Raw genomic sequence first — 19162 nt, forward strand, 5'->3', positions numbered from 1 at the left:
GGGAAAACCCCCCTTTTCTTGAGGAGAAAAGGGGGGTTTTCCCCGCCCCCGCCGGGCCCTGGCCCCCGTGGCCGTGGCCGCACTGGACAAGCCCGGCGGGCTGTGGTTTGTATCCGGCTGCCCGATTCCACTTTGGCGCCGCTGTTGCGGCGTTGCGAGGTTTGCCATGCCGCCGTCCCTGCTGCCGCCCATGCTTCTGGACAAGTGCAAGGCCCTGTACAGGCTGCCCCTGTGCGATGTCGTGAGCATCGTGCGCAACAAGATCAGCCCGGTGCGGGTTTCGCCGCTGGAGCGCATCGCCGCGTCCAAGGCGATGCAGCCTGCCCGGCCCTGGGAGTTCCTGGTCAAGTACGAGACGATCCTGGCCCGGGCCCGGGGCTGGGAGCCGCTGGATTTCCGGGGGCGGCATGTGCTGGAGCTTGGCTGCGGGCCGCTGCTGGGGTTCCTGCCCCTGGCGGTGTTCCGGGGCGCGGCGCGCTGCACGGCGGTGGAGCCGGGGTTCAACCCCGGGGTGCTGGGCCACGGGCCCATCGTGGAGGGCTATTTCCGGCCCATGTGGCATCTGCTGGGGCTTTTGTACGGCCCCGGGCCGACCTTCGAGGCGTTCATGGCCGCCCTGGGCGCGGTGGACGTGCGGCCCGTGCCCATCCTGGAGGCCGGGGACGCGGCGGGCGTGGACGTGGTGCTGTCCAACTCCTGCCTGGAGCATGTCAGCCCGCTGGAGGCGTCCCTGACGCGGGTGCGCGCGTGGTGCGCGCCGGGGGTCCGCTGGCTGCATCTGGTGAATTTTTCCAACCATTTGCGGACGCGGGACCCCTTCAAGGGCATCTACGCCATGGAGCCGGAGCGGTACCGCCGCACGGTGGGCGGCGGGTTGAACCTGCTGCGCTGCCCGGACGTGGGCGCCGCCCTGGCTGCGGCGGGGTTCGCGGGCGGGGTGACGCCCATGGACGCCAGCCGCGTGTTCGAGAGCGGCCCGGTCCACCCCTGGTGGCGCGAGCATTACGGCGCCGACGACCTGGCCGTGCGCACGGCCCTGTTCTCGGGCTGAGCCGGGGCGCCTTGCGGCGCGCTTACAGGGTCACGGTTTCGAAGGTCATGTCGCGCAGGTCGAAGAGCAGCATTTTTCCGGCCAGGGCCGGGGGCTCGCCGGTCAGGATACGCAGGGCCTCGGCGGCCTGGAGGGTCGCGGCCAGGGCCACGGACGGGGCCGGGCTGCCGAGCAGGTCTTCGGCGCCGTCGCCCTGGCCCATGAGGGCCGCCGGGCCGGGGGCGCCGGGCAGCACGGTGGCCACATAGCCGCACAGCCCGGCGATGGCGGCGGTGACCAGGGGCACCCCGGCGCGGGCTGCGGCGCGGGCCAGGGCGGGCCGGGCGTCCAGGCCGCCCAGGGCGTCCACGGCCACGGCGGTGCCCTGGGCCAGTTGCGTCATGGCCTCTTCGTCCAGGAATTGCGCGCGGGCGTCCAGCTCGGTGGCGGGGTTCACGGCCTGGCAGCGCTGGCGGGCGGCCTCGGCCTTGGCCTGGCCCAGGGTCCGGGCGGTGGCCAGCAGCTGGCGGTTCAGGTTGCTGGGCTCGAAGGTGTCGCCGTCGGCGGCGGTGATGCGCCCGGTGCCCGCGCGGGCCAGGATTTCGAGCACGTGGCCGCCCAGGCCGCCCAGGCCGACCAGCAGGGCGCTGGCGCGCAGCAGGCGGCATTGGCGGGCCGGGTCCAGGGTCTGGAAGTTGCGCAGGTAGCGTTGGGGCGTCAGGCCGCATTCCAGGGCCAGGGCCTGGGCCTCGCGCAGGGGCAGGGCGAACTCGCGGGCCAGGGCGGCGCAGGCGGCCTCGTCCAGCCCCGGGCAGGGCGGCTGGCCGGGGCGCGGCAGCGCGCACGCCAGGGCCCGGGCCCTGGCGCAAAAGCCCTGGGGCGCGGGCACCCTCAGCCTCCGCCGATGGCCGGGAACAGGCCGACGCGGTCGCCGTCGGCCAGGATGCGCTCCGGGTCGGCGTGGGCGTTGTTGACGAACAGGATCTTCACGTCGCCCGGGGCCAGGCCCAGGGCCTGGACGAGCTGCCCGGCGGTGGTGCCTTCGGGCGCCTCGAACACGCCGCCCTCGGGGGCGAAGCGGGCCAGGGTGGCATAGCATTTCACGCTGATCTTCATGGCTCCATGCTGGCAGATTTTTGCGCCGGGGGCAATGCGCCGCCGCGCGACGCGGGTCCGACAAGAGACCGGACCCGCGCCGGGCAGGCGGTTTTTTTGCGCCCTAGAGCAGGCTCATGAGCATCCGCGTGGCCACCAGGAAGAGCAGCAGGGCGAAGACGCGCTTGAGCCTGTCCACAGGCAGGCTGTGGGCCAGGCGCACGCCCAGGGGCGCGGTGAACATGCTCACGGCGACGATGCCCACCAGGGCGGGGAAGTAGACGTAGCCCAGGGAGAATTCGGGCAGCCCGGCGGTGCCCAGGCCGTTGACCACGTAGCCCAGGGAACCGGCGATGGCGATGGGGAAGCCGATGGCGGCGGAGGTGCCGATGGCCCTGTGCACCGGGATGTTGCCCCAGATCATGAAGGGCACGGAGAGGGTGCCGCCGCCGATGCCCACGAGGCTGGAGACCACGCCGATGACCGAGCCCGCGCCGAACAGGCCGGCCGGTCCGGGCAGGGTGCGCGAGGGCTTGGGCTTCTTGCCGGTGAACATCTGGAAGGACACGTAGTAGAGGAAGACCACGAAGAAGCCCTTGAGGAACGCGGAGGACAGGTTGGCGGCGATGATGGAGCCGCCGTAGGTGCCCACGAGGATGCCCAGGACCACGCCGCGCACGATGCTCCAGTCCACGGCCTTGCGGCGGTGGTGGGCCATGAAGCTGGAGATGGAGGTGAAGATGATGCTGGCCATGGAGGTGCCCAGGGCGATGTGCATGATGGATTCGGGGCTGAAGCCCTGGAGGTTGAAGCAGAAGACGAGCATGGGCACGATGACGAGCCCCCCGCCGACGCCCAGAAGCCCGGCCAGGACTCCGGCCACGGCGCCCACGCCGCAGTAGAGGGCGATGGTGGTCAACATGGTGTGCTACTCCTTGGGGAAGAGTTCGGTGTGTACGGCGTCCAGGTGGTCTTCCATGGCGCGGCACGCCGCCGCCGCGTCGTTGCGTTCCAGTGCGGTGATGATGCGCAGGTGGAAGGCCGGGGAGGCCGCCTTGCGGCGCGCGGAGCGCAGGTGCCGCTGGCGGGTCTCGGCCAGGGTTTCGTTGAGGGTTTCGAGCATGGCCAGCAGGGCCTGGTTGCCGGTGATTCGGGCCAGGGCGAGGTGGAAGGCGGCGTCCAGGGCGGTGTCGTCGCCGCCGTCCAGGACGATGCGCTGCTGGTCGAAGACCAGGACCTTCAGGGCGTCGATGTCCCTGGGGGTGGCGCGCTGGGCGGCCAGGGCGGCCACGCCGGGCTCCACCACGCGGCGCAGTTCGAGGATGTCGCGCAGGCGGTGGCGCTGGGCGTCCAGGACCTGGGCGAGCTGCCCGGCCTGGCTGGCGCAGACGTAGGTGCCGTCGCCGGGGCGGCTTTCCAGCAGGCCCTTTTCGGCCAGGGTGCGCACGGCCTCGCGCACGCAGCCGCGCGACACCTGGAAGGCCCCGGCCAGGGCCCGCTCGGGGGGCAACCGGTCGCCTTCGCGCAGCTCCCCGGCCTCCAGCATGGCCAGCAGCCTGCGGGCGACCTCCTGATAGCGCGGGGGGGTGTTTTTCCTGACGGGCATCGGTCCTACCAATTTCGTGTGAAACAAATTGGTCCTACCAATACGCCTGGGGGAACCCGGCGTCAACCCTGGCGCATGACGGGCGCCCGGCGCAGGAACCTGGCCGGACGGAGCGCCCGGTTTGGTGGCGGCGTGTTGTGTGCTGATCCGCCGTCAAGGAGCGGTCCCGGCGTGGGGGCCTTTCCGCTATTCGTCTTCGGGTTTGGGATGGCTCCAGGAGCCCAAGCGGGGATCAAAGAGCAAAGGGCGGGCAGGGTTGGCTTTGATCCCAGGAAAATCAGGATGCTCCGGGTTTAGCAGCAGGTTGTCTTCATCCAGGACCACAGCGCTTGGGACGAGCAGGGCGGCGGCGGTGGCTTTTTCCAGCCAGCGGTCTCCGGCCTCTTTGCAGGCAGGGTTTTCCGGGGTTCGCCAGTCCTGGGGGAGTCTGGCGGCATCGAGCCGGGCGATGCATGTGTCGGGAACGAAGATTTCGGCGTAGTGGTAGGATTGCAGCAGCATTCCCGGGTCGGGCAGGTGGACGAGGATTTCGAGTTGGGCCAGGGCCAGCGAGCCTCCGGTATAGACGACGGAGCGCCCGGGGGAGTTCCATCTGCCGCCGGCCAGCCGCGCACCGTCGCCGCTCAGGGGGTTGGCGGCGTGCTTGCTCTTGAGGATCCGAAAGACCCTCATTACGAGAAGACGCCGTGTTCGAGGCGGGTGATGAGGCTGAGAACGAAATCGGCGCCCGGGCCTGTGTCCGAGTAGCTCAGGGGCGTTTCGTTCCCGAGGACGGGCAGGGGCGTCTTGAGCCAGCGGCGCATGGCTTCCATATTGCCGTCGAAGAGGCCGAGGGCCGCAGTCGAAACCTGTTGCAGCCGGAAGAGCCTGTCGCTTTCCTCCGGGGACAGGCGCTCGCCCTTCTTCTTGCGCCGCTGCAACGTTCTCACGGAAATGCCGATCCTGTTGGCGATGGATTCGTCCCCGACGGCAACCAGGCATTCGGTGAAGTCGATTTCCTCGATGTGGAAGCCGCTCCTGATGTACTTGAGCACTTCCTGGTGCGGTCTGGGTGCAATACTTTTCATGCCTTCGGCGACGAGGGTCTGGCATTCGCGCTTGAGGTTTTCGATCCAAAGGCCCGGAGTACCGGGCTCTGGCGAAGGGAGGCCGGACAGCTGGAATGCTCCCGGCACGGGGTTCGCTTTGTCGTCTTTGCGGCTGGTTGCGGTCTTGCCGGACATGTTGGACTCCTCGTGTTTTGTCAGACGACATGAATATAGCGACAAATGTCGCATAGTCAAGGCCGCCTGGAGAGAGGGCCGCGAAGTGCGCCGCTGGTCAAGCCTGCGCGCGGTGCTTTGCAAAAAAACCGGGCCGGGCGCTTCGCCCGGCCCGGTTTGATTCCTGTGCCTTCGCCTTGCCCCCCGGAATTTTCGTTTTGAACGCCCTTCCTGAACCTCCAGCCTTTGAGCCCCATCCTGAGCCCCAGCCCGCAATCGCGCGGCGCTTCGCCGCGCGATTGCGGGCTGGCGTACGGGGTCCAGGGGCCGCCTGCCCCTGGCGGGTGCAGGGCGGAGCCCTGCCCGTCGGAGGCGCCTGCCCCGGGTTCTACTCGCCCTTTTTCAGCGACTGGGCCCAGCGCAGGACTTCGGCCACGGGGCGCACGAGGTCGCCGGGGATGTAGGCGTGTTCCTGGGCGTCGGCGTAGAGGCTGCGGGCCAGGGGCACGTTGCGCATGATGGGGATGTTTTCTTCCTTGGCGGCGGCGATCATGCGCTGGGCCGTGGGGCCTTCGCCCTTGGCCAGCACGATGGGCAGGGGGGTTTCGCCTTCCTCGTAGTAGATGGCGATGGCCAAGTGGGTCGGGTTGGTGACGAGCACGGTGGCCTTGCGGGTGCTCTGGGCGGCGCCGCTGCTGAGCATTTCCTGGTGCAGGCGCTTGCGCATGGCCTTGACCTCGGCGTTGCCTTCCATCTCCTTGTACTCCCGCTTGACCTCGTCCTTGCTCATCATGAGCTGCTTGTTGTGCTGCCAGCGCTGGAAGAGGTAGTCCAGCGCGGCGACCACGACCATGACGGCGACCACGGCCACGGCGATGTCCCACAGCAGGCCGCCGATGGCGGCGTAGGCGCCGCCCAGGCCCACGCGGGGGATGGCCTGCAGGGGGATGAGCGAGTTCTTGACGGCGACCCACACGGCCACGGTGATGGCCACGACCTTGATGCAGCTTTTGAGGAACTCCACCAGGCCCTTGATGGAGAAGACCTTCTTGAACCACTGTTTGGGGCTCAGGTTCTCGAGCTTGGGGATGAGCGCCTTGGGGGTGATGAGCACGCCGACCTGGGCCATGTTGCAGACCAGGCCCAGGGCTATGACCAGCAACACCACGGGAAGCACGATGCGCGCCATGTCCAGTAGCACGGCCAGCAGGGTGGGATAGAAGATTTCGTCGAAGGGGCTGTTCATGACCTTGATGGGGATGTGGAACAGGTCTTCGAGCACGCCGTAGAAGTAGTCCCACAGGCCGAAGAGCACGGCGAAGAGCGCGGCGGTGGTGGCCATGGCCGGGATTTCCTGGCTCTTGGCGACCTGGCCGTCGTTGCGCGCGTCGCGCAGGCGTTTCGATGTTGGTTGTTCGGTTTTTTCGCTCATGGCGGCTCCTGGGTCACACGCCGGGCAGCAGCCGGGCGAAGGGCTGGCCGAAGGCCTTGTCCAGGGTCAGGTGCAGGGTGGGGATGTGGGCCATGAGTTCCAGCAGGATGTAGCACAGGGGGAAGAAGTACAGGAACAGCAGCACGGCGGTGATGGCGCTTTTCACGCCCATGGAGAGCACGAACACGTTGAGCTGCTGGGCGAAGCGGTTGATGAGCCCCAGGCAGAAGTCGCTCAGAAAGCAGACGATGACCAGCGGCGCGGAGAGCAGCACCACATAGAGGAACAGCACCCCGAACTGCCCGGCGAAGAGCATGGGGAAGGCGAGATTGTCCGGCCAGGGCAGCAGCTCGCCCACCGGCCACAGGGCGTAGGTGCTGAAGAGCATGCCCAGGAAGGCGACGAACCCGCCGCTGGTGTAGAAGAGGAAGACCATGGCCTGGAAGAGCAGCGAGCCCGTGGGCGAGGTCTGGTCCTGCGACATGGGGTCGCTCATCTGGGCCGAGGAGCCGCCGCGCTGGTTGTCGATGAAGAACCCCGCCGACTCCACGGCCCAGAACAGGATGCTCACCAGGTAGCCCAGGGCCAGGCCGATGAAGATTTCCTTGGCCATCAGGGCGATGATGAACAGGGTCGTCTCGTCGGGGGTGCGCCCGGCGCTGACCTGGGTGAAGGTGGGCAGCAGCGGGAAGAGGAACGCGGCCAGGGGCAGGGCCAGGGTCATGCGCAGGGCGCCGGTGACCACGCCGCCGCCCAGGAAGGGCACCACGGTGAACAGGGCCACGATGCGCGGCAGGCCCAGGGTGGTGGCCGTGAGCAGGTTTTCCATGCCCACGTCGGCCAGGAATTGCGCAAGCCCGGCCACGGCGCGGCCCTAGCCGATGATGCGGTTGAAGTTGCTGAAGATCTCGTTGCCGTAGGCCAGGAGCTCGCCGCCGAACCACCCGGCCATGACCAGGATGGTCAGGGACACGGCGATGAGCTTGACCCCGAAGCTCAGGGTCTGCTCCTGGAGCTGGGTCACGGCCTGGATGAGGCTCAGCAGCAGCCCGACGATGGAGCCGACCACGATGGGCGGCAGGGAGAGCATCAGCACGAGGTACAGGGCCCGGGACGTGTAGTTCAGCGCGGACTGGTCCATGGGGAACCTCCTAGAAGCGGATGCGGCCGATGGGGTGCACGGAAACCTCCGGGGTCAGCTCCTGGTAGGAGACCACGGCCAGGTCGTAGAAATCCTTCTCGATGAGCTTGCGCAGGTAGCGGCGGATGTCCATGGAGGCCAGGACCACGGGCAGCTGCCTGCGCTTGCTGTAGTCGCCCACAGCCTTGCCCAGCCCGGTGATGATGGCCTTGGCCTTTTCGGGGTCCAGGGCCAGGAAGGCGCCCGCCGAGGTCTGGCGGATGGACTTGCGGATTTCCTCTTCCACGGCGGGGTCCAGGAGCACCACGGCCAGCAGGTTCGTTCCGCCGGTGTATTTGAAGCTGATCTGGCGGCGCAGGGCCGAGCGCACGTACTCGGTGAGCTGGACGATGTCCTTCTCCTTGGGCGCCCATTCCACGATGGCCTCGAAGATGGCTCGCAGGTTGCGGATGGAGACGCTTTCCTGCACCAGGCGCTGGAGCACCTCGCCGGTTTTCTGCACCGGGAGCAGGCGCGCGGCCTCGCGCACCAGCTCGGGGTACTGCTCCTCCATCTTGTCCATGAGGTACTTGGTTTCCTGCAGGCCCAGGAATTCCGAGGCGTTGCGCGCCAGCACCACCGAGGCGTGGTAGGTCAGGATGCGCGAGTGGGCCATGGTGGAGAACCCGGCCTGCTCCAGCTTGGTCACGGCGGACTCGGGCACCCACACCGAGGGCACGTCGGGCAGGAAGTCCTCGCTGCGCTCCACCTCCACCCCGAGCATCTGCAGGGTCTTCTCGCTTTCGCGGGCGATGACCTTGCCGGGCACCAGGCGGCCCTGGGTCACGGGGATCTCGTGCAGCAGCAGGGTGTAGGAGTACGAGGGCATGGTTTCGCTGGGGCGGATGGTGATGCCCGGGAAAGGCACGCCCAGGTCGTAGTAGAGCACCCGGCGCAGGGTGATGATCTCGTCGTTCAGGTCTTCGAAGCGCAAGGACCCGCCCAGGTCGGCAGCCACGTCGAGCAGCAGCGGCACCGTGGGCGCGAATTCGTCGCGCACCTGGCGCTGCTTGCGCTTGCGCGGGCTGACGGTGGGCGCCAGGGTCTTTTGCAGCTCCTGGCCCTGGTCGATGGCCACGGGCATGGAGCCCACGCGGCCCAGCACGAAGCCCACCCCGCTGATGAGCAGCGCCAGGGTCATCATCTGCGGCTTGGGGAAGCCGGGGATGAGCGCGGCCAGGAAGAGCAGCCCGCCCGCGATGAGCAGGGCCTTGGGCTGGTCGAAGATCTGCTCGCCCATCTGGCTGCCCAGGTGTTCGGACTCGTCGCCGGTGGTGCGGGTGATGAGCACGCCCGCGCCGATGGAGATGAGCAGCGAGGGGATCTGCGAGACCAGGCCGTCGCCGATGGTCAGCACGCCGTACTTCTGCAGGGCGTCGCCGGCCTTCATGCCCATCTGGGTGATGCCGATGGTGATGCCGCCGATGATGTTGACCACGGTGATGATCATGCCCGCGATGCTGTCGCCCTTGACGAACTTCATGGCGCCGTCCATGGCGCCGTACATCTGGCTTTCCTGGGCCAGGCGGTCGCGCCTGCGCTGGGCCTCGCCCTGGTCGATGGCCCCGGCGCGCAGGTCGGCGTCGATGCTCATCTGCTTGCCGGGCATGGCATCCAGCGAGAAGCGCGCGCCCACCTCGGCCACGCGCTCCGAGCCCTTGGCGATGACCAGGAACTGCACGATGGTGATGATCAGAAAGACCACGGCGCCGACCACGAAGTTGCCCTCGACCACGAAGGTGCCGAAGGTCTCGATGATCTGGCCCGCGTCGCCCTGGAGCAGGATCAGCCGGGTGGTGGTGATGTTCAGCGCCAGGCGGAACAGGGTGGTGAACAGCAGCACCGTGGGGAAGACCGAGAAGTCCAGGGCCGTGCCCACGTACATGGCCATCATGAGCACGATGAACGAGATGCCGAGGTTGAGGGCCAGCAGGGTGTCCACCAGGGGGGTGGGCATGGGGATGATCATCAGCCCGATGATGGCCACCAGGAAGGCGGCCAGGGTCAGGTCGTTGTTGCGGGTCAGGAAGTCCACCGCGCGTTGGGCCGTCCGGGCGAAACTCATGCGTGCGTCCCCACCAGGTAGAAGTATTCGTCCAGGGCGCTGCGGCTTTCGCTCTCGCGGCCCGCGTGCCACAGGGCCTTGGCCTTGAGCAGCAGCAGGGGCGCGTCGGCGGTGCCGGCCATGGGGCCGGAGGTGTAGGGCGCCAGCAGCGCAAGGGCCCGCTCGTACTGTTCGTCGAGCAGGGCGATGCCCGCCAGGTATTTGCCCGTGCGGTCCTCGGCGGGGCAGGCCCTGGCCAGGCCTTCGAGGATGGTCCTGGCCCGGGCGGTGTCGCCCAGGCGGATGTAGAGGTACACGAGCATGAACAGCGCGTCGCGCTGGGGGCGGGTCAGCATGCGGCCTAGCCTCCCAGCACCAGCGTGCAGTACATGCGCAGCAGGTCGTTGTCGTCGGTGAATTCCTTGAGCATGGCGTCCAGGGCCGGGTCGCCGGTGGCGGCGTGGAGCTTTTCCAGGCCCTCCTGCACGGCGCGGGTGAAGCGTTCGGGCGAGGCGGTGTCGGGGTCCTCGGGGGTGACGCGCAGGTAGTCGTCGAGCATGCTTTCCAGGTTGTCGCCGTCGTACAGGCTCAGGTCCTCGCGGGCCTTGCCCGCGCGCAGGGCGGGCAGCACGCGGCTGCGCTTGAGGGCCAGGGGCTCCTGGCGCGGGGAGCCCACGGCGGTGATGCCCACCGAGGGCGTGAACAGGGAGACCTTTCCAGACATGTGGGTCCTACGCTCCGGTCTTGTCCAGGGTTTCGAAAAGGTACGGCACGGTCTGGGCCAGGTGCCCGGCGGCCAGGTGGTGGCGCTCCAGGCGCGCGCAGGCCACCAGCACGTTGTCGCGCAAGAGCCCCACGCGCAGGCCGTGGCGCGGCTGGGCGCTCTCGTGGCACAGGGCCAGGCCCCGGGCCAGGGCCTCGGGCACGTGCCCTGCCACGCGCCGCGCCAGGCTGACCAGCAGGGCCTCGCCGTGGCGCTCCAGGAACAGGGAGCCGCCCTCGCCCACGTTCAGGGTGCACAGCCCGTTGGCGTCCAGCTCCAGGCCGTCCAGGCCGAGCTGCCTGCCCAGGTCGTCCACCGCCTTGCGAATGTGCATGACCTAGTCCTCGTACAGTTTCGCCTCGGCGGCGATTGCGTCGTCCAGGGCCATCTGGACGGCGTCGATGATGCCCAGCCGCCCGCCTTCGTCGCGGAAGAGGTTCACGGGCAGGGCGCGGGCCGTCTGCTGGAGATCCTGGAAAAAGAGGATGCGCTGTTCCAGGTCGTCCACGCCCAGGCGCGAGGCCAGGTTTTCCATGTCGAAGGCGCCGACGAAGGGCGTGTCGCGCAGGGCGAGCATCTCCTTGAGCAGCTCGGTGGACGAGAGCTGGGGCCGGATGCCCTGGGCCGTGTGCAGCCGGTCCAGCAGGCCCTTGCAGCTGCCGTGCAGCCCGCGCAGCAGGCGCACAGCCTCCAGGTCGCCCGCCACGCTTTCCAGCAGGGCCTTGTCGGTCTGCGAGGTGGTGGCGCTCATGGTGTCGCCCAGGGTCTTGGTCAGGAAGTCCATGGCCTCGTCCACGTGCGTGTCGCCGAAGTCGGCCACGATGCGCTCGAAGATGTCCACCGGCGAGGTGGCGTCGAGCACGGCCCCGGCGTAGAGGTCCTTGAGGGCCTCGGGCGAGCCCAGGCCGCCGAACTCCGCGGCGCGGATTCCGGCGGCCAGCCGGGTCTGGACCTGCATCCCGTATTCGTCTTCGAGCTGGGCCTGGGCCTCGGAGAAGACCTCCTCCATGCCCAGCTCCTTCCCGGCGGAGAACAGGGCCGTGGCCATGTCGCCGGGATCGGAGAAGAACTGCTTGGCCGTGGCCAGGGCGGTGCGCGGGTCGAGGTTGGAGGCGTTGCGCAGGGCGGCGATGAAGGCGTCCAGGTGCTGGCGCTTGCCCTGCTTGTCCATGATCTCCAGGTACTTCTGGATCTGCTCCACGCGGTCCACGTCGGGCCCCCGGGGCCTGAGCTTGCGGGCCTCCAGGCGCGTTTCCTCGCGCTCGGACTTGGCGAACCCGGCTTCCTCGGCGGCGTTGGCCACCAGCGACATGGCATCGGCCTTGGACACGACCTGGCCCAGGAGCGAGCCCTTGGGCCCGTCCTGGGGCACGGCCAGCCCCGGCGCGTCCTGGCGGATCATTCCCGCGATCTGGCTGATGTCCATGGCCATGGTGTCTTCCTCCCGGGTCGGCGCGCGGCCCGGCCTACATGTAGCTGAGCAGCAGCCCCTGGCAGATCTTGAGCCACCCGTCCAGGGTCACGAACAGCAGCAGCTTGAACGGCAGCGAAATGGTCATGGGCGAGACCATCATCATGCCCATGGCCAGCAGGATGTTGGAGATGATCAGGTCGATGGCCACGAACGGCAGGTAGAGCAGGAAGCCGATCTGGAAGGCCTTGGTCAGCTCGGAGATGGTGAAGGACGGGATGAGGATCAGGAAGTTGTCCTCGCGGATGTTGCCCTGCTGGTCCTCTGGCCAGACCTGGTGCGCCGTGCGCACGAACAGGGTGCGGATGCGCTTTTCCGTGTTGCGGAACAGGAACGACTGCATGGGCCCCGAGGCGTTGCCCACCACCTCCATGAGCTGCCCGGGCGAGGCGTTGGGCGGCAGGGTCTGGGCCATGAGCAGGTCGCGGGTCTGCATGGCCGTGGGGGCCATGATGAACACGCTGAGCACGATGGCCAGCCCGTTGAGGGCCGCCGCCGGAGGAATCTGCTGCACGCCCAGGGCGTTGCGCACCAGCGAGATGACCACCACGATCTTCACGTAGGAGGTGATCATCATGATCGCGAACGGCGCAATGCCGATGGTGACCATGATGAAGATCAGCGTGACCGGATTGAATTGCTCCATGAGGGCGTCCTAGGACGAGTGTCCGTCCAGCTCGGTGAGTTGCACGCCCAGGGTCTCGCCCACGCTGACGATGCGCCCGGTGCCCAGCCTGCGGCCGTTGCCCAGGATGGCCACGGGCACCTCGGGCCCCAGGGCTTTGGGCAGGGGCAGGGTCAGCCCCGGGCCCAGGGCCTTGAGCTCGTCCAGGGTCATGCGCATCCGCCCGATCTCGAAGACCACGTCGATCTCCATGGCTCCCAGGCCGCCCTTGGGGGCGTCGGCCTGGGCCGGGGCCGCCTTCTCCGCCGTCTTGTCCGCTTGGCTCATGCTCGACTCGCTTTGCTTGACGATGGTCCAGGGCTGGCCGGGGTCATCCGGCCAGGGCGCGCGCACCCGCAGGGGCGCGGCGAAAAGATGCACGAACCCCGAAGCCGGGTGCCACTGCTCGGGCAGCAGCACGTCGCCGGGGGCGGCGCCGCGCAGCTCGGCCAGGGTCAGGGTCATGCGCCCGGCCTCAATGGACAGGTCCACAGGCAGGCTGCCCAGGTCGCGGGGCGGGCGGGGCCGGGCGGCCAGGGCGCGCTCCAGGGCGGCCAGGGTCGGCTCGTCCAGGGGCACCAGCACCCAGCCGCGCAGGGCCTGGCCGCCGGGCCCGCTGGCCGTGAATTCCAGGCAGCAGGCCGGGCCCTCGGGGGCCTCCTGCGGGGCGCACGGGCGCGCGGGCTGCCCGGTCAGGGCCTCCAGCAGCGCCAGCAGCCCGCCAAGGCGCGCCTCGGCCACGCCCCAGAGCACGGCCTCGGGCAGGGCCTCGCGGTCGATGTCGTCGGGCAGGCCCAGGGCGTCCAGCAGGGCCTGGGTGGGCCCCAGGGCCAGGCGCCACACGGCCTCGCCCGCGCGCGCCGCCAGGACGGGGGCCGCCCCCGGCGCGCAGGAGCGGGCCTGGGGCTCCACGTGCCAGGGCGCGCCGCCGATGTCCAGGTCGAACCCGGCCAGCCGCCCGGCCAGGGCGTCCAGCAGGCGGCACTCGCGCGCGGGCAGCGCGGGCGGGCGATAGGCGACGGCTTGCTCCACGGTTGCTCTCCTGTCCTTCATTCCTTGCGCATGAAAACGATTTCCAGCAGCACATGGCCCTGGCAGGCCGCCTGGAGGCGGCGGCCCAGGGCGTCCTTGGCTTCGACGAGCACGGCGTGGGAGGCCGCGTCGCCCGTGAGCACCCGGACCTCGACCCCGCCGGGCGTGCGCCGCAGGTGGACCTGGGTGTCGGCCAGCACGCTCTGGCGCAGGTAGATGCGCACCTCGTCGTCGTCGGAAAAGTCCTTGTCCGTGACCAGCACCCGCTCGGCCACCAGGGCGGCCAGCTCTTCGGCGCCGGTTTCGTCGTGCGCCCCCTCGCCCCCTGTGCCCCCGGCGTCGGCGTCCGCGTTGCCCGCGCCGCCCGCGTGGCCGGGGGCGTCGGCGTGCTGCTCCGCCCCGGCCTGGGCCGCCGCCCGGCCCTGGAGCGAGAACAGGCTCGACAGCCCCGGGCTCTGCACCGGCCCGGCCATGGCCGCGCGCATGGCGTGCACGTCGGCGGGGTCCGCCGTGGGGCCGGGGCCCTGGGACCCGGGCTGGGGCGGAGCGCCGTCCACGGGCTTGACCCCGCTCACGGCCTGGCCTCCTGAAGGGCCAGCCCCTGGAAGGGCGCGGGGGTGAAGTCCTCCAGCTCGACCTCTTCCTTGCGCTCGGCCTCCTTGTGGGCCAGCACCTGCCAGCGCGAGCGGTGCTCCTCGATCTTGAGGGTCGCGCGCTGGGCTTCGAGCAGCCGGGCCCGGGCCCGGGCCATGGCCTGCTCGCAGTCCTCGACGTGCTTGCGGGCGCGCAGGATGCCTTCCAGGAAGGCCGCCTCGCGGCCCCGGATGGCGCACAGCCCGCGCTTGAATTCGTCCACGTCGTCCAGGGTCATGTCGCGGCCCATGATGGCCGCGTAGCGCCGCTCCTCCTCCTCGGCCAGCCAGACGAGGAACTCCTCGTGCCGCCGCCTGGCCTCGCGCAGCTCGCGCCGGGCCTCGGCCAGCCGCGCCTCGGCGGCGGCCAGCGCGGCCAGGGCCTTGTCCTGGCGCAGGGTGCGCACGCGCAGCAGCACGGCCAGGGGGTAGCTCACCGGGCCACCTCCGCCAGGGCGGCCACGGTCTGCTCGAAGGTGCTGGTCTCGTCCATGCCCTGGCGCAGGAAGCGGTTCACGGAGTCGATGCGCGCCAGGGCGTCGTCGGCTTCCTTGTCCGAGCCCTTCTCGTACTCGCCGATTTGGACCAGGATCTCCAGCTCGCTGTACTTGGCCAGCACCTTGCGCACCTTCTGGGCGGCGGTCTTGTGCTCCTTGGAGATGATGGAGTTCATCACGCGGCTGACGCTGGCCTGCACGTCGATGGCCGGATAGTGGTTGGCGGCCGCCAGCTTGCGCGAGAGCACGATGTGCCCGTCGAGGATGGAGCGCGTTTCGTCGGCGATGGGCTCGGTCATGTCGTCGCCTTCCACCAGCACGGTGTACAGCGCGGTGATGGAGCCGCGGTCGGAGTTGCCCGCGCGCTCCATGAGCTTGGGCAGGCTGGAGAACACCGAGGGCGGGAAGCCGCGCCGCGTGGGCGGCTCGCCGGCGGCCAGGCCGATCTCGCGCAGGGCGCGGCCGAAGCGGGTCACCGAGTCCATGAGCATGAGCACGCGCTTGCCCTGGGCGCGGAAATATTCGGCGATGGCCGTGGCCGAGTAGGCCGCCTTGAGCCGTTCCATGGACGAGCGGTCGGAGGTGGAGACCACCACCACGGCGCGCTTGCGGCCCTCGGGGCCCAGGTCGTGCTCCAGAAATTCGCGCACCTCGCGGCCGCGTTCGCCGATGAGCGCCAGCACGCACACGTCGGCGTCGGTGCCCTTGATGATGCACGACAGCAGCGTGCTCTTGCCGCCGCCCGCCGCCGCGAAGATGCCCATGCGCTGGCCTTCGCCGCAGGTGAGCATGCCGTCGAGCACGCGCAGGCCCAGGGAGATGGGCTTGTCGATGATCCGGCGCTCCATGGGGTTGGGCGGGTCGGCGTACACGGGGTAGAAGGCGCGGGGCCGCAGGGGCGGGCCGCCGTCGATGGGCTCGCCCAGGCCGTTGAGCACGCGGCCCAGCAGGTCGTCGCCCACGGGCACGGAATGGATCTCCCCGGTGGGGTAGACCTCCGTGGCCGGGGAGATGCCCTGCAGCTCGCCCAGGGGCGTGAGCAGGGCCACCTGCTTGCTGAAGCCCACCACCTCGGCCTTGAGCTCCCAGTCCTCCCACGGGTTGCGCAGGATGCACAGCTCGCCGACCTTGACCCCGGGCACCGTGGCCCGGATGATGGTGCCCACCACCTGCTCCACGCGGCCGCGGACCTCGACGGTGTTGGCGTCGATCAGGGCTTTTTCCAGCAGGGTGGTGATGTAGTCGAAGGTGGACATGGGGCCCCTAGCGCGCGATGCGCTTTTCCATGACCCGCTTGAGGGCCGCGAGTTGCGTTTCCAGTCCGGCGTCCACCACGCCCATTTCGCTTTCCACCAGGCAGTCGTTCTTCTTCAGCCGCGAGTCGGCCACCACGTCCAGCAGGCGGATGCCCGCGAAATGGCGCAGCAGCTCGGAGTTGGCCGCCTCCACCGCCGGGGCCTGCTCGGGGCACACGCGCACCACCACGCGCCGCTCGTTGCGCGCGATGGCCATGCCGCTCTTGACCACGCGCAGGATGAGGTCCTTGTCGTCCATCTCGCCCACGATGCGTTCCAGGGCGTCGGTGACGATCTTGACCACCGAGCGCTCCAGGTTCTCGAAGAAATCCAGGGACTGGGCGGCGACCTCGAAGATCTTCTCGGCGTGCTCCAGGCGGCCTTCCTCCAGGCCCTGCTCGTAGCCCTGGGCCCGGCGGGCCTCGAAGACCTCGTGGGCCTCGGCGGTGATGCGCTCGTAGATCGCGCGGGCCTCCTCGAGCAGCGCGTTGGCCTCGACCATGCGCGCGTAGTCCCCGGCCTTGACGATCCGGGTGCCGGGGGCGGGCTCGAAGGCCTGCTTTTTCAGAAGAAACACGGAGCCCACCACGGTGCGACCTCCTTGGTCAGCAACTTCTTCAGGCCGAACCAGACCAGCCGCGCCTGGGCGCGGTCGTGCTCCGGGGCGGGCACTTGGCCGTCCAGAAGCCCCGGGAAGCGCCGCGCGGCCAGCCCGCGCAGGGCCTCGGGCCAGCGCCCGGCGCACAGGGCCAGGGCCTCGCGGCCATGCAGGCGCACCCGCTCGGCCAGGGGCAGGTCGCCATGGCGGGCCAGGAACGGGGCGCGGACCTCGCCCAGCTGGAAGCCGCCCCGGCCCCGGGCGTAGTCCACAAGCTCCCGGCCCAGGGCCGCCGTGAGGGCCTCGGCGTCCTTGCGGACGACCACCGCCGCCAAGGCCCGGGCGTTGACCGCCGCCCCGAAATGCAGGGCCAGGGCCTCCAGGGTCGGCGCATCGAGCAGCGCCAGGCGCCGCGATTCCTCCTCGAAGGCCCAGAAGCCCGCCGCCGGGGCGGCCAGCCGGGCCAGCACGCCGCGCCCCCGGGGGCTGGCCGCCAGCAGGGCGGCCACGGCTGGCGCCACGGCCCCGGGCGCGCCAGGGGCACCCGCCGCGTCCGCCGCGTCCGGCGCGCCTGGGGCTCCCGTGGCGCCCGGGGAGTTGAAACGCCAGATGGCCCCGAGCAGCTCGGGGCGCGTGGCGGCCAGCTCGCGGTAGAAGCCGCGCTCGGTGTCGGCCCCGGACATCCGGGCCGGATCAGCCATGGTCCTGCTCGTCCTGGGCGGCCTGGGCGGCCTGGCGCGCCTTGTAGCGCTCCATGGCCCAGAATCCGCCAAAGCCCGACAGCACGCCCACGCCCAGCACCGTGAGCACCCACAGCAGGAAGCTGCCCGCGGCGTAGGGGGCGATGTCCACGCCCATCAGCCTGCGGTATTCCGGGGGCGGCGGCATGATGATGGTCTCCGCCGCCGGGTAGAGGAACACCGAGACGTTGTCGTACTTCAGGTTGGGCACCGCGTTGGACATCAGCTTGCGGATGTGCGGCACGTACTGCTCCACCGACGAGCCGGGCATGAAGCGGATGAAGGCCGCCGCCGCCGCCGGGGTCACGGCCTCGGTCACGGGGTCCTGCTCCTGGAGCACCACGTGGACGCGCGAGGCCAGCACCCCGTCGATCTTGGAGCAGGTGTCGGCCAGCTCCTGGGCCAGGGCGTAGCTCAGGCGCGCCGACTCCTCCAGGGGCGAGGACATCATGCCTTCCTTGGGGAACATGCTGCCCAGGGTGTCGTAGCTCTCCTGGGGCAGGCCCTGGCGGCGCAGGATCTCCAGGGCGTTGACCACCTGGGCGTCGTCCACGCGCACGGTGAACAGCCCCTTGCCCTCGGACTGCTTGTCGGCCAGGATGCCGCGCTTGAGCAGCGCCGCGAGCACCTCGTTGGCCTCGCGCTCGGCCAGGCCCTGGTACAGCGGCTGCATGCAGCCACCCAGGGTCAGCACCAGCAGCATCAGGGCGATGAATCGCAGGATTCGCCTTGTTCCGGAAATCTGCTTCACGTCTGCATCCTGACTTTGGGGAGCGGGCCGGGCCCTGGCCGCTCCCGTTGGGGGTCCGTCATTCGGAGGACTTGACCAGGGTGCCCAGGCCCTGGTTCATGGCCGAGATCACCGAGGTGTTCCGCTGGGCCTCGAAGGAGGCCATGCAGGCCGCGACCTGGATGCGGAACAGGTCCGCATGGCCCAGGTCGGCCTGGCCCAGCAGGCTGGCGATGGTCGCATCGGCCCCTGTGGCCGGGGCGGCGGCCGGGGCCACGTCCTGCGGGCCCTGCATGGCCGCCTGGAACTCGGCCACCGCGCCGGGCGCGGGGGGCGCCAGGGGCGCGGCGGGCGTGGCAGCCTGGGCCGCGTCCGCCGCCTGGGCCACCCGGGCCGCCGTCTGGGTCAGGGCTGCGATGTCCATGCGCGGTCTCCTAGAGCACGTCCTTGAGCATGGCCTTGGCCAGGGCCACGGCCTGGGGGTCCTCCCCGTCGCGGGCCACGGTTTCCAGGGCCTTGCGCGCCTCGCCGTCCTCGCCCGCCAGGTGGTAGACCACGCCGAGGTGGGCCAGGGCGAACTCGTTGCCCGGGTCGGCGGCCAGCACGTCGCCCAGGCACTGGTGGGCCTTGTCGAAGTCGTTGACCACGTAGTGGTTCACGGCCCGGCAGATCTTGACCTCCGGGCTGTCGGGCCAGACCTTTTCCAGCCCGTCCAGGATGGCCCGGGCCTCCCCGGGAAAGCCGCCGGACGACGCCGCGAAGGCGATGTCCAGCAGGCGCTTGCAGTCAACAGTCGAGAGCATGGTGCCTCCTGGTGGTGTTCGCGGCCCGGGGGCGGGCGGTGGCGCGCCCCCGGGCCGTGGTGGCTGGGGCTGCCGTCATCAGCCGCCGGCGCGCTGGGCCAGGGTCTTGGCCGTGTCGGTCAGGCCCTTGGTCACCGAGGAGGTGGCCTCGACCATGGCGTTGTAGTTGCCCATGTCGAACTGCAGCTGGAGCATCTTCATGGGGTCGAGGTCGCCGTCCTTGAGGGCGGCCTGGATGCTCGTCTTGAGGGTGGTGGCCCGCGACGAGAGCTGGTCGGTCATCTGCCCGAAGGATTCGCTGATGGTCATGTTGGTGCTGATAGCCATGAGAGCCTCCTGTTGTGTTGC

26 protein-coding genes are annotated in these 19162 nt (G+C 69.8%); 1 reads left to right on the forward strand and 25 read right to left on the reverse strand.

What is annotated here, in order from left to right:
* The first annotated feature begins 190 nt into the window (after positions 1 to 190).
* On the forward strand, positions 191 to 1051 hold the full coding sequence (locus G495_RS0112110) for a class I SAM-dependent methyltransferase (RefSeq protein ID WP_156939695.1): 861 nt from the start codon (positions 191 to 193) through the stop codon (positions 1049 to 1051).
* Positions 1052 to 1073: 22 nt separating this feature from the next.
* On the opposite strand, the gene G495_RS0112115 is transcribed toward G495_RS0112110, so the two are convergent.
* The 25 genes from G495_RS0112115 to G495_RS20510 all read right to left on the reverse strand — a co-directional run bounded on the left by G495_RS0112115 (position 1074) and on the right by G495_RS20510 (position 19141).
* Positions 1074 to 1919, reverse strand: a complete 846-nt coding sequence (locus G495_RS0112115; protein ID WP_245588424.1) for a HesA/MoeB/ThiF family protein — start codon at positions 1917 to 1919, stop codon at positions 1074 to 1076.
* A 2-nt stretch (positions 1920 to 1921) separates the two neighbouring features.
* Positions 1922 to 2146: a MoaD/ThiS family protein gene (locus G495_RS0112120; RefSeq protein WP_028588026.1), complete on the reverse strand. Its 225-nt coding sequence runs from the start codon at positions 2144 to 2146 to the stop codon at positions 1922 to 1924.
* Positions 2147 to 2249: 103 nt separating this feature from the next.
* Positions 2250 to 3047 carry a sulfite exporter TauE/SafE family protein gene (locus tag G495_RS0112125; protein WP_028588027.1) on the reverse strand — a complete coding sequence of 266 codons (798 nt, stop codon included), beginning with the start codon at positions 3045 to 3047 and terminating at the stop codon, positions 2250 to 2252.
* A gap of 6 nt (positions 3048 to 3053) precedes the next feature.
* Positions 3054 to 3731, reverse strand: coding sequence for a FadR/GntR family transcriptional regulator (locus tag G495_RS0112130; RefSeq protein WP_028588028.1), 678 nt, complete (start codon positions 3729 to 3731; stop codon positions 3054 to 3056).
* A gap of 186 nt (positions 3732 to 3917) precedes the next feature.
* Positions 3918 to 4403 (reverse strand): RES family NAD+ phosphorylase, encoded by a 486-nt coding sequence (locus G495_RS0112135; protein WP_028588029.1) that lies wholly within the window; start codon positions 4401 to 4403, stop codon positions 3918 to 3920.
* Positions 4403 to 4954, reverse strand: coding sequence for a type II RES/Xre toxin-antitoxin system antitoxin (gene parS / locus G495_RS21175; RefSeq protein ID WP_169734384.1), 552 nt, complete (start codon positions 4952 to 4954; stop codon positions 4403 to 4405). Before parS ends, G495_RS0112135 begins: the two co-directional genes overlap by 1 nt.
* A gap of 367 nt (positions 4955 to 5321) precedes the next feature.
* The gene (gene sctU / locus G495_RS0112145) at positions 5322 to 6365 is read right to left on the reverse strand and encodes a type III secretion system export apparatus subunit SctU (protein ID WP_028588030.1); all 1044 of its coding nucleotides are present in this window, start codon (positions 6363 to 6365) and stop codon (positions 5322 to 5324) included.
* Between the two features lie 13 nt (positions 6366 to 6378).
* The gene (gene sctT, locus G495_RS18980) at positions 6379 to 7230 is read right to left on the reverse strand and encodes a type III secretion system export apparatus subunit SctT (RefSeq protein ID WP_051445345.1); all 852 of its coding nucleotides are present in this window, start codon (positions 7228 to 7230) and stop codon (positions 6379 to 6381) included.
* Between the two features lie 9 nt (positions 7231 to 7239).
* Complete coding sequence (gene sctS, locus G495_RS0112155; protein WP_028588031.1) at positions 7240 to 7506, reverse strand: type III secretion system export apparatus subunit SctS; 267 nt, start codon at positions 7504 to 7506, stop codon at positions 7240 to 7242.
* Positions 7507 to 7516: 10 nt separating this feature from the next.
* Positions 7517 to 9610 carry a type III secretion system export apparatus subunit SctV gene (gene sctV, locus G495_RS0112160; RefSeq protein WP_028588032.1) on the reverse strand — a complete coding sequence of 698 codons (2094 nt, stop codon included), beginning with the start codon at positions 9608 to 9610 and terminating at the stop codon, positions 7517 to 7519.
* Positions 9607 to 9945 carry a type III secretion apparatus assembly chaperone SctY gene (gene sctY, locus G495_RS0112165; protein ID WP_028588033.1) on the reverse strand — a complete coding sequence of 113 codons (339 nt, stop codon included), beginning with the start codon at positions 9943 to 9945 and terminating at the stop codon, positions 9607 to 9609. The genes sctV and sctY overlap by 4 nt, the downstream gene beginning before the upstream one ends.
* Positions 9946 to 9950: 5 nt before the next feature.
* Entirely contained in the window at positions 9951 to 10313 is a 363-nt protein-coding gene (gene sctX, locus G495_RS0112170) for a type III secretion apparatus assembly protein SctX (protein ID WP_028588034.1), read from the reverse strand.
* Between the two features lie 7 nt (positions 10314 to 10320).
* Positions 10321 to 10686: a CesT family type III secretion system chaperone gene (locus G495_RS0112175; RefSeq protein ID WP_028588035.1), complete on the reverse strand. Its 366-nt coding sequence runs from the start codon at positions 10684 to 10686 to the stop codon at positions 10321 to 10323.
* Positions 10687 to 10689: 3 nt separating this feature from the next.
* Positions 10690 to 11784 carry a type III secretion system gatekeeper subunit SctW gene (gene sctW, locus G495_RS0112180; protein WP_028588036.1) on the reverse strand — a complete coding sequence of 365 codons (1095 nt, stop codon included), beginning with the start codon at positions 11782 to 11784 and terminating at the stop codon, positions 10690 to 10692.
* Positions 11785 to 11818: 34 nt separating this feature from the next.
* Positions 11819 to 12469: a type III secretion system export apparatus subunit SctR gene (sctR, locus tag G495_RS0112185; protein WP_028588037.1), complete on the reverse strand. Its 651-nt coding sequence runs from the start codon at positions 12467 to 12469 to the stop codon at positions 11819 to 11821.
* Between the two features lie 9 nt (positions 12470 to 12478).
* Positions 12479 to 13519 carry a type III secretion system cytoplasmic ring protein SctQ gene (gene sctQ, locus G495_RS0112190; protein WP_028588038.1) on the reverse strand — a complete coding sequence of 347 codons (1041 nt, stop codon included), beginning with the start codon at positions 13517 to 13519 and terminating at the stop codon, positions 12479 to 12481.
* 17 nt (positions 13520 to 13536) lie between these two features.
* Positions 13537 to 14094: a type III secretion HpaP family protein gene (locus tag G495_RS0112195; RefSeq protein ID WP_028588039.1), complete on the reverse strand. Its 558-nt coding sequence runs from the start codon at positions 14092 to 14094 to the stop codon at positions 13537 to 13539.
* Positions 14091 to 14588 (reverse strand): type III secretion system stalk subunit SctO, encoded by a 498-nt coding sequence (gene sctO, locus G495_RS0112200; protein WP_028588040.1) that lies wholly within the window; start codon positions 14586 to 14588, stop codon positions 14091 to 14093. The genes G495_RS0112195 and sctO overlap by 4 nt, the downstream gene beginning before the upstream one ends.
* On the reverse strand, positions 14585 to 15904 hold the full coding sequence (gene sctN, locus G495_RS0112205) for a type III secretion system ATPase SctN (RefSeq protein ID WP_028588041.1): 1320 nt from the start codon (positions 15902 to 15904) through the stop codon (positions 14585 to 14587). The genes sctO and sctN overlap by 4 nt, the downstream gene beginning before the upstream one ends.
* A 7-nt stretch (positions 15905 to 15911) precedes the next feature.
* A complete protein-coding gene (locus G495_RS0112210; protein WP_169734385.1) occupies positions 15912 to 16520 on the reverse strand; it encodes an HrpE/YscL family type III secretion apparatus protein in 609 nt (202 codons plus the stop codon).
* Positions 16508 to 17242: a sulfate adenylyltransferase gene (locus tag G495_RS22050; RefSeq protein WP_169734386.1), complete on the reverse strand. Its 735-nt coding sequence runs from the start codon at positions 17240 to 17242 to the stop codon at positions 16508 to 16510. The genes G495_RS0112210 and G495_RS22050 overlap by 13 nt, the downstream gene beginning before the upstream one ends.
* A complete protein-coding gene (gene sctJ, locus G495_RS0112220) occupies positions 17235 to 18032 on the reverse strand; it encodes a type III secretion system inner membrane ring lipoprotein SctJ (RefSeq protein ID WP_156939697.1) in 798 nt (265 codons plus the stop codon). The genes G495_RS22050 and sctJ overlap by 8 nt, the downstream gene beginning before the upstream one ends.
* 58 nt (positions 18033 to 18090) lie before the next feature.
* Positions 18091 to 18435, reverse strand: coding sequence for a hypothetical protein (locus G495_RS0112225; protein WP_028588045.1), 345 nt, complete (start codon positions 18433 to 18435; stop codon positions 18091 to 18093).
* Between the two features lie 10 nt (positions 18436 to 18445).
* Positions 18446 to 18814: a tetratricopeptide repeat protein gene (locus G495_RS0112230; protein ID WP_028588046.1), complete on the reverse strand. Its 369-nt coding sequence runs from the start codon at positions 18812 to 18814 to the stop codon at positions 18446 to 18448.
* Between the two features lie 78 nt (positions 18815 to 18892).
* A complete protein-coding gene (locus G495_RS20510; RefSeq protein ID WP_051445347.1) occupies positions 18893 to 19141 on the reverse strand; it encodes an EscF/YscF/HrpA family type III secretion system needle major subunit in 249 nt (82 codons plus the stop codon).
* Between the last annotated feature and the right edge of the window lie 21 nt (positions 19142 to 19162).

Origin of the sequence: Desulfocurvus vexinensis DSM 17965 (assembly GCF_000519125.1) — a bacterium.
GTDB lineage: Bacteria > Desulfobacterota > Desulfovibrionia > Desulfovibrionales > Desulfovibrionaceae > Desulfocurvus > Desulfocurvus vexinensis.